This window comes from Microbacterium sp. 69-7, from assembly GCF_001897985.1.
Taxonomy (GTDB): domain Bacteria; phylum Actinomycetota; class Actinomycetes; order Actinomycetales; family Microbacteriaceae; genus Microbacterium; species Microbacterium laevaniformans.
Genome location: NZ_MKRU01000046.1, coordinates 1 through 12694 on the forward strand (window position 1 = coordinate 1; position 12694 = coordinate 12694).

At 67.9% G+C, this 12694-nt stretch carries 12 protein-coding genes; 7 read left to right on the forward strand and 5 right to left on the reverse strand.

Annotated elements, in window-relative coordinates:
* The 4 genes from BGN98_RS04290 to BGN98_RS04305 form a co-directional block, all read right to left on the reverse strand.
* The coding region (locus BGN98_RS04290) for an ABC transporter permease (protein ID WP_288119789.1) at positions 1-925 on the reverse strand (925 nt) is incomplete at its 3' end.
* The gene (locus BGN98_RS04295) at positions 922-2436 is read right to left on the reverse strand and encodes an ABC transporter ATP-binding protein (RefSeq protein WP_005048130.1); all 1515 of its coding nucleotides are present in this window, start codon (positions 2434-2436) and stop codon (positions 922-924) included. The genes BGN98_RS04290 and BGN98_RS04295, both read right to left, overlap by 4 nt.
* Before the next feature lie 101 nt (positions 2437-2537).
* Positions 2538-3668, reverse strand: coding sequence for a BMP family lipoprotein (locus BGN98_RS04300; protein WP_005048127.1), 1131 nt, complete (start codon positions 3666-3668; stop codon positions 2538-2540).
* A 162-nt stretch (positions 3669-3830) separates the two neighbouring features.
* Entirely contained in the window at positions 3831-4946 is a 1116-nt protein-coding gene (locus BGN98_RS04305; protein ID WP_061681831.1) for a mannose-1-phosphate guanylyltransferase, read from the reverse strand.
* 239 nt (positions 4947-5185) lie between these two features.
* On the opposite strand from BGN98_RS04305, the gene sdhC reads away from it, so the two are divergent.
* From sdhC to trpS, 7 genes are all read left to right on the forward strand, one after another.
* Positions 5186-5620: a succinate dehydrogenase, cytochrome b556 subunit gene (gene sdhC / locus BGN98_RS04310; protein ID WP_005048122.1), complete on the forward strand. Its 435-nt coding sequence runs from the start codon at positions 5186-5188 to the stop codon at positions 5618-5620.
* Positions 5620-6090 carry a succinate dehydrogenase hydrophobic membrane anchor subunit gene (locus BGN98_RS04315; RefSeq protein ID WP_061681832.1) on the forward strand — a complete coding sequence of 157 codons (471 nt, stop codon included), beginning with the start codon at positions 5620-5622 and terminating at the stop codon, positions 6088-6090. Before sdhC ends, BGN98_RS04315 begins: the two co-directional genes overlap by 1 nt.
* Positions 6091-6141: 51 nt before the next feature.
* Positions 6142-7971, forward strand: a complete 1830-nt coding sequence (gene sdhA / locus BGN98_RS04320) for a succinate dehydrogenase flavoprotein subunit (RefSeq protein ID WP_061681833.1) — start codon at positions 6142-6144, stop codon at positions 7969-7971.
* Positions 7971-8744, forward strand: coding sequence for a succinate dehydrogenase iron-sulfur subunit (locus BGN98_RS04325; RefSeq protein ID WP_288119799.1), 774 nt, complete (start codon positions 7971-7973; stop codon positions 8742-8744). Before sdhA ends, BGN98_RS04325 begins: the two co-directional genes overlap by 1 nt.
* 77 nt (positions 8745-8821) lie before the next feature.
* Complete coding sequence (locus BGN98_RS04330; RefSeq protein WP_036288353.1) at positions 8822-10009, forward strand: YihY/virulence factor BrkB family protein; 1188 nt, start codon at positions 8822-8824, stop codon at positions 10007-10009.
* Positions 10010-10058: 49 nt separating this feature from the next.
* A complete protein-coding gene (locus BGN98_RS04335; RefSeq protein ID WP_036288350.1) occupies positions 10059-10892 on the forward strand; it encodes an exodeoxyribonuclease III in 834 nt (277 codons plus the stop codon).
* A gap of 68 nt (positions 10893-10960) precedes the next feature.
* Positions 10961-11965 (forward strand): tryptophan--tRNA ligase, encoded by a 1005-nt coding sequence (gene trpS, locus BGN98_RS04340; protein WP_288119802.1) that lies wholly within the window; start codon positions 10961-10963, stop codon positions 11963-11965.
* Positions 11966-12344: 379 nt separating this feature from the next.
* On the opposite strand, the gene BGN98_RS04345 is transcribed toward trpS, so the two are convergent.
* Positions 12345-12694, reverse strand: a 350-nt coding sequence (locus BGN98_RS04345) for an endonuclease domain-containing protein (RefSeq protein WP_288119803.1), incomplete at its 5' end; no start/stop codon positions are given.

Below are 12694 nucleotides of genomic sequence, written 5' to 3' on the forward strand. Positions count from 1 at the left end.
GCGCGGCTCGCGGGTTCTCGCCGACGGCGCGCAGCCGCAGGCCGAGGCTCGACCGCTCAATGAGCCACCAGACGAACACGGTGGCCGCGAGCACCACGACGAAGCCCCAGTCCAGCTGCGGGAAGAGCGGGCCGAGGAGGTCGGGGAACTGCGCGGAGGCGGGCGTGGGCTTCGTCTGCGGCTGGTTGGTACCCGGGGCCTGGAGCAGCCCGGGCGTGCGCGTCATCCACAGCAGGAGGTAGAACGCGACGTAGTTGAGCATGATCGTGAGGATCACCTCGTGCGCCCCGGTCTTGGCCTTCAGCAGGCCCACCAGCCCGCCCCAGAGCGCACCGCCGACGATGCCGGCGAGCAGAGTGAGGGGAAGGTGCAGCCACATCGGCAGATCGAGGTTGAACGCGAACAGGCCGGCGAAGATCGCGCCGACGAGCATCTGACCGCGGGCGCCGATGTTGAACAGTCCCGCACGGAAGGCGAGCGCGACGCCAAGGCCGGCCGCGATGAGCGGCGTCGCGAACCCGAGCGAGTTGGTCAGCGGGCGGATCTGCGCCGCGAAGTCGGCGCCGCGGGCGTTGAACACGGCACCCCGGAAGAGCGCCTCGTAGCCGTTGTAGACGGCCTGCCAGATCGCGACGAGGGTGTCACCGGGCCGCGCGAAGAAGTAGGAGGATGCCGCCTGCACGTCCTTGTTGGTCACGGCGATGAGGATGCCGCCGACGATCATGGCGAGCACGATGGCCAGGAAGGTCGTCACCGCACTGCCGCGCAGCAGCTCCTTGAGGAAGACTCCCGACCGCGTCGGCGGGAACTCCTCGCCCTCGCGGGGTGCGGGCTCGCCGGTCAGCGGCCCGCTCGCGCGGGGCAGCTCGGCCTCGCCGAGCGGCACACCCGCCGCGCCGTCGTTCGTGGGCGTCGATCCGCTCATGCGGCCACCTCCGGGTCGTGGGCTCCGGCCATCATGAGACCGAGGGTGTCGCGGGGCGTGTCGCCGGGGACGACGCCGACGATCGTGCCGCGATACATCACGGCGATGCGGTCGGCGAGCGCGCTGACCTCGTCCAGCTCGGTGGAGACGACGATGACGGGGATACCGGAATCGCGCGTCTCGATGATGCGACGGTGGATGAACTCGATCGACCCGACGTCGACACCGCGGGTCGGCTGGGCGACGACGAGCAGGCGGAGCTCGCGGCTCATCTCACGGGCGATGACAACCTTCTGCTGGTTTCCGCCCGAGAGTGTGCCGGCGAGGGTGTCCGGCCCCTGCGTGCGGATGTCGTACTCCCGGATGCGGTCGCGGGCGAAGGCGTCGATCGCGCCCCGACGCAGCGTGCCCGCGGCGGCGAAGGCCGACTCCGCGGCGCGGTCCAGGATGAGGTTCTCGGCGACCGAGAACCCGCCGACGAGGCCGTCCTCCTTGCGGTCTTCGGGGACGAACCCGACGCCTTCGTCGAGGATCGCGCGCACGTTCTTGCCGACGAGCTCGGTGCCGTCGAGGCTGATGGAGCCCTCGACGCGGGCGGCCAGCCCGACGATCGCCTCGACGAGCTCGGTCTGCCCATTGCCCTGGACACCGGCGACGGCGAGCACCTCACCGGGACGCACCTCGAGGTCGACGTCGTCCACGACGATCGCACCGGCCGCCGTGAGCACGCGCAGCCCGCGCACGCTGAGTCCGCCCTCACGCGTCCGCGGCGCCTCCTTGTGCACGGTCAGCTCGACGGCACGTCCCACCATGAGGGAGGCCAGCTCGGCGTTCGTCGCCGTCGGCGAGGCCTCGCCGACCACGGTGCCGAGGCGGATGACGGTGATGCGGTCCGCCACTTCGCGGACCTCACGCAGCTTGTGGGTGATGAAGACGATGGAGGTGCCCTCATCGCGCAGTTGGCGCATGATGGCCATCAGCTCGTCGGTCTCCTGCGGAGTGAGCACGGCCGTCGGCTCGTCGAAGACGAGCACCTTCGCGTCACGGGAGAGCGCCTTGATGATCTCGACGCGCTGCTGCACACCGACGGGCAGATCGCCGACGAGGGCGTCGGGGTCGATCTCGAAGCCGAAGCGCTGTGCGACGCTGCGCACGTGCGCACGGGCGGCGTTGAGGTCGAGGCGGCCGAAGGCCTTGGTGTCCTCGTGGCCGAGCATGACGTTCTCGGCGACGGTGAAGACGGGGATGAGCATGAAGTGCTGGTGGACCATCCCGATCCCGGCGGCCATGGCATCGCCGGGGCCCCGGAAGTGCTGCGGCACGTCGTCGAGCAGGATCTCGCCCTCGTCGGCGCGGTACAGGCCGTACAGCACGTTCATGAGCGTGGACTTGCCGGCGCCGTTCTCGCCGAGGAGCGCGTGGATCTCCCCGGATTCGACCACGAGATCGATGTGGTCGTTGGCGACGAGGCTGCCGAATCTCTTCGTGATCCCGCGGAGCTCGAGCTTCATAGATGCACCCTACCTGGGTCGGATTTTCTGGCGGAAGGCGGACGAACGGAACTCGGGGCGAGCAGCGTGCCGCTGCTCGCCCCGAGTGCGTCCGCGTCAGATCAGGAGCCGGCGGGCGAGTTCTTCGACTCGACCTTGATGGTCCCCGCGACGATGTCGTCCTGAAGCTTCTTCAGGTCGTCGGTGAGACCGGCCGGCAGCTTCGACTCGAAGTCGTGGAAGCTGGAGAGCTTGACGCCCTCGTTCTTCAACGTGCCCACGTAGGGAGTCGGGTCGAACTCGCCCTTGGAAGCCGCGATCGTCGCGTCGTAGACGGCGACGTCGATCGCCTTCATGATCGACACGAGCGTGATCGAGGCGACGTTCGGGTCGGCGACGGCGAGGTCGCTGTCGACGCCGAGCATCAGGGTGTTCTTGCCGCTGTCGGCGATGGCCGCCGCCGCGCTCTTGTAGATGGGGCCACCGACGGGGAGGATGACATCGACGCCCTGGTCGAGAACGCCCTGCGCGGTCTGCTTGGCCGTGTCGTTGGCGTCGAAGGCCCCGGTGAACGAGCCCTTCTGGTCAGCGCTGTCCCACCCGACGACCTGAACGTTGGCGCTCTTGTCCTCGTTGTACTTCTTCACGCCCTGCTCGTAGCCGTCCATGAAGACCGCGACGGAGGGGATCTGCATGCCGCCGAAGGTGCCGACCTTGTTCACGCCGGCCTGCGCCGACCACGCCGCAGCCGCGTAGCCGCCCAGGTAGGCCGCCTCGGCGGTGTTGAAGACGAGGGGCTTGATGTTCGGGGCGTCCGTCTTGCCGTCGAAGTCGGTGTCGGCGTAGTCGTCGATGATCGCGAAGTTCAGCGCCGGGTTCGCCTTGGCGGCCGCGACCGTCGCGGCGGCGAGCTTGAAGCCGACCGAGATGATCAGGGTGCAGCCCTCAGAAATGGCGGTCGTCATGTTCGGCGCGTAGTCGTTGTCGTTGGTCGACTCGAACTCGACAGCCTTGATGCCGAGCTCGCCGACGGCCTTGTCCATGCCGTTCTTGGCGGACTCGTTGAACGACTTGTCGTCCCAACCGCCCGCGTCCGAGACGAGGCAGGGCTTGAAGCCGTCCACGACGGTGCCGCCGGCGGCGGCCGAGCCGGAGCCTGCGGGGGTCGGGGCCGAGCCGCAACCGGCCAGGGCGATGATGAGCCCCGCGGCAGCTGTGATGCCGGCGAGCTTCTTGGTGGTCGAGATGGTCAATGCAGCCTCCACATTGATAGACCCGCGGATTTCGCGGGCGCACGGATCGAAGTTACCTACTGTGACGTGGGATTTGCACGCTGCACACCCGGGTGCGGGCGAAAGGTTACAAAGACGCAATCAAGCCGACACGAACGCGGCATCCTGCCTCGCGCTGTGCGCTCAGAGGACGTCGCCGCGACCGGTGAGCTTCAGCGCGTCCACGACGCCCTTCACGCGCTGGGCGTGCTCGCTCGTGGTCACCAGGAGCGCGTCGGCGGTGTCCACGACGACGATGTCCTTCACCCCGATCAGACTGATCACGCGGTTGGTGTGGCTGACGACGATGCCGCTCGCGGCATCGGAGAGGATGCGCGCGTTCTCGCCCAGGATCGCGAGATCGTTCTTGCGTCCCCCGCTGTTGAGTTTGGCGAGGCTGGCGAAGTCGCCCACGTCGTCCCAGTCGAAGTGACCCGGTACGACGGCCAGGCGCCCCTTCTCGGCGGCGGGTTCGGCCACGACGTAGTCGATCGCGATCTTCGGCAGCTTGGGCCAGATCCGGTCGACGGCGGGCCCCCGCCGTTCGCGGTCGTCCCACGCCTCGGCGAGCTCGAGCAGCCCCGCGTGCAGCTCGGGGTTGTTCGCCTCGATCTCAGCCAGGAGCACATCGGCGCGCGAGATGAACATGCCCGCGTTCCAGAGGTAGTCGCGATCGGCGAGGTACTGCTTCGCCGTCTCGAGGTCGGGTTTCTCGACGAAGCGCTCGACGAGCGACGCGTCGCGCGCGCCGTCGACGATGAGCTCGCCGCCGCGCTTGATGTAGCCGAACCCGACGGCAGGCTCGGACGGCGAGATGCCGACGGTGCAGATATAGCCCTCGCGCGCGACCTCCACCGCGTCACGGACGGCGAACTCGAACACCCGCGTGCCGCGGATCACGTGGTCGGCGGCGAACGATCCGATGATGACGTCCGGCTCGCGTCGGTGCAGGATCGCGGCCGCCAGACCGATCGCCGCAGCGGAATCGCGCGGCTCGGACTCGAGGAACACGTTGCGATCGGGGATGCCGGGAAGCTGGTCCTCCACCGCGGCACGGTGAGCGCGCCCCGTGACGACGGCGATGCGGTCGGCACCCGATAGAGGCGCGAGACGGTCCCAGGTGTCGCGCAGGAGGGAGTGCCCGGATCCGGTCAGGTCGTGGAGGAACTTGGGGGCGTCGGCGCGCGACAGCGGCCAGAGGCGGCTGCCGACACCGCCGGCGGGAATCACGGCGTAGAAATCGTCGATCGGATCGGCCATGCCGCCAAGGCTACCGGGCCGGGCGTGACGGACCGATTTCGTGAAGAAGGCCGTTTCGTTCCGAATCTCTCGATATCGAGAGAACTTAGGCTCGCCTTCGTCGCCCTGCTCTCGAACGCCGACTTAGGATGAGAGTGCGCCCGTGTGCGACGCCGAGGGTCCAGTGCCGTTGTGAACCCCGGGGCCGATGTCAGCCCCCGCCGTGCCGAGGTGTCCGTTCACACCAAGGGAGGACGACCGTGTCTGCACCAGCACGCGTCACACCGTCGGTAGCTCAGACCACGTCCAAGACGCCGCGCGGAACGCTCTACCGCGGCAACGAGGGCATGTGGTCGTGGGTGCTGCACCGCATCACCGGCGTCGCCATCTTCTTCTTCCTGCTCGTGCACGTGCTCGACACGGCGCTGATCCGCCTCTCCCCCGAGGCGTACGACGCGGTCATCGGCACGTACAAGAACCCGATCATGGGCTTTGGCGAGGTCGCCCTCGTGGCGGCGATCGTCTACCACGCCTTCAATGGCCTGCGCATCATCGCGGTCGACCTGTGGCCGTGGGCGACCCGCCACCAGCGCCAGCTGTGGTGGGGCGTGCTGGGCCTGTGGGTCGTGACCGTGGGCGGATTCGCCGCGCGCCACATCCCCATCGTGCTGTCGAACATCGGAGGCGGTCACTGATGTCCACCCTCACCCCGAGCAACGATCAGACCATCCCCGCACCGCGCTCCCCGCAGGTGCGCAAGAAGGGCGCCAACCTCGAGAAGATCGGCTGGATCTACATGCGCGCCTCCGGCGTGCTGCTGGTCGTGCTGATCTTCGGGCACCTCTTCGTGAACCTCATGCTCGGCGAGGGCATCCGCGGCATCGACTTCGCCTTCGTCGCGGGCAAGTTCGCGAGCCCGTTCTGGCAGGTCTGGGACGTGCTGATGCTCTGGCTCGCCCTCATCCACGGCGCGAACGGCATGCGCACGATCGTCAACGACTATGTCGTCGGCGCCACCACCCGCAAGGTGCTGGTGTGGGCTCTGTGGATCGCCGCAGGCTTCCTGATCGTGCTCGGCACCCTCGTCGTCTTCACCTTCGACCCGTGCCTGGGCGTGGAGAACTCGACGACGGACTGGCTCATCCAGATGTGCGCCGCGCGCTGAGCGCGCGCACCACGACGCTCATGACGACGCAGAAGACAAGGCATCCCTGACGTGACTACCCAGCAGCATCCCGAAGCCGTACTCAAGGACGGCGTCTACTACCACGAGTTCGACATCGTCATCGTGGGCGCCGGCGGCGCCGGCATGCGCGCCGCGATCGAGGCGGGCCCGGGCGCCCGCACCGCCGTGATCACGAAGCTCTACCCGACCCGGTCGCACACCGGGGCGGCGCAGGGAGGCATGGCGGCGGCGCTCGCGAACGTCGAAGAGGACTCCTGGGAGTGGCACACCTTCGACACTGTCAAGGGCGGCGACTACCTCGTCGACCAGGATGCCGCGGAGATCCTCGCCCGCGAGGCCATCGACGCCGTCATCGACCTCGAGAACATGGGTCTGCCCTTCAACCGCACCCCCGAGGGCAAGATCGACCAGCGCCGCTTCGGAGGCCACACCGCCGACCACGGCAAGACGCCCGTGCGTCGTGCGTGCTACGCCGCCGACCGCACTGGTCACATGATCCTGCAGACGCTGTTCCAGAACTGCGTGAAGCTGGGCATCAACTTCTTCAACGAGTACTACGCGCTCGACCTCATCACGGTGAAGGATGCCGACGGCAACACCCAGGTCGCGGGCGTCGTCGCCTACGAGCTGGCGACCGGCGACCTGCACGTCTTCCACTCCAAGGCCGTCATCTTCGCCACCGGCGGCTTCGGCAAGATCTACAAGACCACCTCGAACGCCCACACCCTCACGGGCGACGGCGTCGGCATCGTGTGGCGCAAGGGCCTGCCCCTCGAAGACATCGAGTTCTTCCAGTTCCACCCGACCGGTCTCGCGGGCCTCGGCATCCTGCTCACCGAGGGCGCCCGCGGCGAGGGCGCGATCCTGCGCAACGCCTCGGGCGAGCGGTTCATGGAGCGCTACGCGCCGACCATCAAGGACCTCGCCCCGCGCGACATCGTCGCCCGCTGCATGGTCAAGGAGGTCCTCGAGGGTCGCGGCGCCGGTCCCCACAAGGACTACGTGTACCTGGACTGCACCCACCTCGGTGCGGAGGTGCTGGAGACCAAGCTCCCCGACATCACCGAGTTCGCCCGCACCTACCTTGGCGTCGACCCCGTCACCGAGCCGGTGCCCGTGATGCCGACGGCTCACTATGCGATGGGCGGCATCCCCACCACCAACAACGGCGAGGTGCTGCAGAACAACGACACCGTCGTCCCCGGCCTGTACGCCGCCGGCGAGTGCGCCTGCGTGTCGGTGCACGGCGCCAACCGTCTCGGCACCAACTCGCTGCTGGACATCAACGTCTTCGGAAAGCGCAGCGGCCGAAACGCCGTCGAGTACGTCCAGACGGCCGATTTCGTCCCGCTGCCGGAGGATCCCGCCAAGGAGGTCCGCGAGATGCTCGAGGGCCTGCGGAGCAACACGGGCACCGAGCGCATCGCCGTGCTCCGCAAGAAGCTGCAGGAGGAGATGGACGCCAACGCCCAGGTCTTCCGCACCGAGGAGACCCTGACCAACGTCATGGGCACGATCCACGACCTGCGCCAGCGCTTCAAGAACGTGCACATCGACGATAAAGGCAAGCGCTTCAACACCGACCTGCTCGAAGCGGTCGAGCTCGGCTTCCTGCTCGACCTCGCCGAGATCGTCGCCTACGCGGCCCGCAACCGTCGCGAGAGCCGCGGTGGCCACATGCGCGAGGACTACCCCGACCGCAACGACGAGCAGTACATGCAGCACACGATGGCCTACCTCACCGGCGACCCGCACTCGCCCGACCCGGAGGACCACATCAAGCTGGACTGGAAGCCGGTCGTCTTCACCAAGAACGACAAGGGCGAGTTGAACTACCCCCCGATGGAGAGGAAGTACTGATGTCGACCGCCATCGTCGAGCAGGACGTCGTCGCCGAGACGACCGGTGAGGCCCCGATCCAGTCGTACCTCGTCACCTTCATCATCCGCCGTTTCGACTCGGAGACCGACAGCGAGCCGCGCTGGGTCGACTACGACGTCGAGATGTACCCGACCGACCGCGTGCTCGACGCGCTGCACAAGATCAAGTGGGAGGTCGACGGCTCGCTCACCTTCCGTCGCTCGTGCGCCCACGGCATCTGCGGCTCCGACGCGATGCGCATCAACGGCCGCAACCGCCTCGCTTGCAAGACGCTGATCAAGGACCTCGACATCTCGAAGCCGATCTACGTGGAGGCCATCAAGGGCCTGCCTCTGGAGAAGGACCTCGTCGTCGACATGGAGCCGTTCTTCGCGTCGTACCGCGAGGTGCAGCCGTTCCTCATCGCCAACAGCAAGCCCGAGGCCGGCAAGGAGCGCATCCAGTCGATCGTCGACCGCGAGATCTTCGACGACACCACCAAGTGCATCCTGTGCGCCGCGTGCACCTCGTCGTGCCCGGTGTTCTGGACCGACGGCCAGTACTTCGGCCCCGCCGCGATCGTCAACGCGCACCGGTTCATCTTCGACTCGCGCGATGACGCGGCGACCACGCGCCTGGACATCCTCAACGACAAGGAAGGCGTGTGGCGCTGCCGCACGACCTTCAACTGCACCGAGGCATGCCCCCGCGGCATCGAGGTCACCAAGGCGATCGCCGAGGTCAAGCAGGCCGTCATGCGCGGCGGTCGCTGAGTCCGCCGGCCACCGACCAGCAGAGCGGATGCCGGGACCGTAACGGCCCCGGCATCCGCTCTCGCTACGCTGATCTGGTGACGGATTCGTCAGAACGCGCGGATGCCGCGTGGCGTGCGCGCTGGGAGCAGTCGCCCCTGCGGGAGCGCCTGGACGAGCCGATCGAGCGCGCGACGGAGATCACGCGCAAGACGCTCGGGTGGTTCCCGATCCGCGTATGGCGTCATTTCCTGCGCGCCAACGGGTTCCTGCTCGCCGCGGCCATCAGCTACCAGTCCCTGTTCGCGATCTTCGCCGTGATCTACTTCGGCTTCGCGATCGTGGGCATCTGGCTCGGGGGCAGCACTCAGGCCATCGCCGGACTCATCCATATCCTCAACCTCTACATCCCGGGCCTCATCGGGCGCGAGGATGGCCAGGGGCTGGTGAGCGAAGCCGACGTCGCCCAGATCGCGCAGGAGTCGGCGAGTGTGCTCGCTGTCACGGGTGCCGTGGCGTTCATCGCCGCGCTGTGGACGGCGATCGGCTTCGTCACGTTCACCCGGCGCGCCGTGCGCGACATCTTCGGGTTGCCGTTCGACACCCGCAGTTACGTGCTGTTGAAGGCCAGGGACTTCTTCGCGGCCGCCCTGTTCGGACTGGCGCTGGTGATCGGCGCGATCCTCGCCAGCGTCGCTGCGGGTGCGATCGAGCTGCTGTTCCAGCTGTTCCCGTGGCCGGACTACTCGGACTGGGTGTGGGTGACGGGCCGCATCGCCTCGGGGGCGGTCGCCTTCGCGATCAACACCGCTGCCATCGGGGCGCTGATCCGCTTCCTCACCGGAACCTCGTTACGGTGGCGGCTGATCCTCCCCGGCGCCGCACTCGGCGGCGCCGCGATGGTGGTCCTCCAGTACGGGGCTGGAATCCTCCTCTCCTACTCCCCCTCCAACCCGCTGCTGGCGACGTTCTCGGTCTTCGTCGGATTCCTGCTCTGGTTCCGTTTGGTGGGCATCGTGATCCTCGTCGCGGCGTCATGGGTCGCCCTCACGGCGCAGGACGCGGACGTGCCCATCGAGCAGTTGTCGGCGGACGAGCAGCGGCGTCGCGAGCACGCCGCATTGCTGATCGCCGCGCGGGTGCGCGTGCGCGACGCCCATCTCGCGCGCGCCGAAGCACCCTGGTGGCGGCGTTGGCACGAGACGCGTGAGCTCCGGCGCGCCGAAGACGACCTCGCGCGGGTCGAGGCCGACGCTCCCTCGCCCCCGCGCGGCCTCCTCGGCTGAGGGCCGCGGAGGCGCGTCGCGTGTCGGCGGCGCTCGTTAGGGTTGACGGGTGCCCCGAAACCTGCGCGTCGCCTCCGTCAATGTCAACGGCATCCGTGCCGCCGCCCGGAAGGGCATGCTCCCGTGGCTCGAGACGGCCGACGTCGACGTGCTGACTCTGCAGGAGGTGCGCGGAGAGGCGACGCACCTCGCCGACGCTCTGCCCGGGTGGCACATCGTCAACGACGAAGCGCTGGCGAAGGGTCGCGCCGGTGTCGCGATCGCGGCTCGCGAGCCGATCGACATCTGGCGCATCGAACTCGGCGACGACACCCTCGATTCCCGCGGACGTTGGGTCGAAGCCGACATCGACGTCGCCGGCGAGAAGGTGACGATCGTCAGCGCGTATGTCCACACCGGCGAAGCCGACACCGAGAAGCAGGTGGCCAAATACGCGTTCCTCGACGCGATGGAATCCCGGATGCCGAAGCTCGGCGAGTTGGCCCTCATCACGGGCGACCTCAACGTGGGTCACCGCGAACTCGACATCCGCAATTGGCGGGGCAACGTCAAGAAGGCGGGCTTCCTGCCCCGCGAGCGCGCGTACTTCGACCGCTTCACGGGCCCCGAAGGCGAACAGGTCGTCGGCACGGACGGCACCACCGGCACGGGGCTCGGCTGGGTCGACGTGGGACGCCGGTGGGCGGGTGAGGTCGACGGCCCCTACTCGTGGTGGTCGAACCGCGGCAAGGCGTTCGACACCGATACGGGCTGGCGCATCGACTACCACCTCGCCTCGTTTGCACTCGCGGAACGCGTGGTCGACTATCGCGTCGTGCGTGCGCCCTCCTGGGACACGCGGTGGAGCGATCACGCTCCCGTGGTCGCCGACTACGCGTTCTGAACTGTCCGGCGGAGCTGTCGGCCCCGGCGGGCGGCGGGACCCCGGCATCCGTTCTCTAGACTGGGACGATGACCAGGCCCCGCCTCTACTCCGGAATGCAGCCCTCCGCCGACTCCCTCCAGATCGGCAACTACATCGGGGCCCTGCTGCAGTGGCGTGACCTGCAGGAGGAGTACCAGGCGTTCTTCTCCGTCGTCGATTTGCACGCTCTGACCCAGCCGAACGATCCGGCGGAGCTGCGGGAGAAGACCCGGCGCACGGCGGCGCAGTACATCGCCGCCGGCATCGAACCGTCGAAGTCGACGCTGTACGTGCAGTCGCACGTGCGCGCCCACGCCGAGCTCGCCTGGGTGCTCTCGACCATCACCGGATTCGGTGAGGCGAACCGCATGACGCAGTTCAAGGACAAGTCCGCGCGGTACGGCGCCGACCAGACGAACGTCGGTCTGTTCACGTACCCGGTGCTGATGGCCGCTGACATCCTGCTCTATCAGACCGACATCGTCCCGGTCGGCGACGATCAGAAGCAGCACGTCGAACTCACCCGCGACCTCGCAGAGCGCTTCAACTCCCGCTACGGCCAGACCTTCCGCATGCCGATGCCGGTGATCCAGCAGGACACCGCGCGCATCTACGACCTGCAGAACCCCACCGCCAAGATGAGCAAGTCGGCCGAGTCGGATGCCGGTGTGCTGTGGATGCTGGATGACCCGGCCGTGTCGGCGAAGAAGATCATGCGTGCCGTCACCGACAGCGAGGGCGTGGTCCGCTACGACAAGGAGAACAAGCCCGGCGTCTCCAACCTGCTGGTGATCTATGCGGCCCTCACCGGACGCCAGATCCCCTCGATCGAGGACGAGTACGCGGGCCGCGGCTACGGTGACTTCAAGAAGGGGCTCGCAGAGGTGGTCGTGAACGAGTTCGGGCCCGTCCGCGAGCGGGCACTCGAGCTGCTCGATGATCCCGCCGAACTCGACCGCGTGCTCGCCGCCAACGCCGACCGAGCCGCCGAGGTCGCGGATGCGACCCTCGCCGACGTGTACGCGAAGGTCGGACTCCTCCGCCGCCGCTGACAACCGTCGCGGGTTGCGGTTGCCGCGAGGCTTGCCCACGGTCCCGTACTCAGTCTGCATGGTGGTCGAGCTTTCCGAGACTGCGATGTTCCGCGCACGTCACGCTCGCAACAATCGTCGCAGACTGAATATGGCGACCCGGGCTGCACCGTCCACGCCGCGATCCCGTCCAGCCCGCATCTCACGACGCTCCTGCGCGTCCGACGCCGCCGGTGTTCCGTATTCAGTCTCTGATGCATCCGCCGGGCGTTGCACCCGGCGGATGTCTGCGAGGTGCGAGAGTGCGACGAGGCGGCAGACTGAATACCGACCGCGCGGCAAGGCCGCCCCGCACACCCGAACGGCCGGAACGACTGAGGACGCCGCGCGGTGGAAGAGGTCAGCCGCGACGATTGGCGAAGATCAGACCACGCAGCGCACTGGCGACGTCCTCGAACCGGTACAGGATGTCCTCCGCCGTCAGCCTGAGAACGGTGAACCCGAGCGCAGCGAGCGCGCGGTCGCGTTGGTAGTCGATACGCTGCTGATTCCAGTCGCTGTGGAACTGCTTGCTGTCGCACTCGATGATCAGCCATCCGTTCACCAGGAGATCCACACGACCAACGCCGTCGATGCTGACCTGCAGCTCTACGTCACAGCCCCACCGGCGAAGCAGGAGCCGCACGAGTGTCTCCGTTCCCGCTTCCGCACGGCTGTCGATGAAGGGCCGGATAGCCCTGAAACGCGCCG

Bases quoted from the DNA above. Each gene is read 5' to 3' on its own strand.
- BGN98_RS04295 (WP_005048130.1), bottom strand. From the start codon at position 2,436: ATGAAGCTCGAGCTCCGCGGGATCACGAAGAGATTCGGCAGCCTCGTC.
- BGN98_RS04305 (WP_061681831.1), bottom strand. From the start codon at position 4,946: ATGGCCGATCCGATCGACGATTTCTACGCCGTGATTCCCGCCGGCGGT.
- BGN98_RS04315 (WP_061681832.1), top strand. From the start codon at position 5,620: ATGTCCACCCTCACCCCGAGCAACGATCAGACCATCCCCGCACCGCGC.
- BGN98_RS04325 (WP_288119799.1), top strand. From the start codon at position 7,971: ATGTCGACCGCCATCGTCGAGCAGGACGTCGTCGCCGAGACGACCGGT.
- trpS (WP_288119802.1), top strand. From the start codon at position 10,961: ATGACCAGGCCCCGCCTCTACTCCGGAATGCAGCCCTCCGCCGACTCC.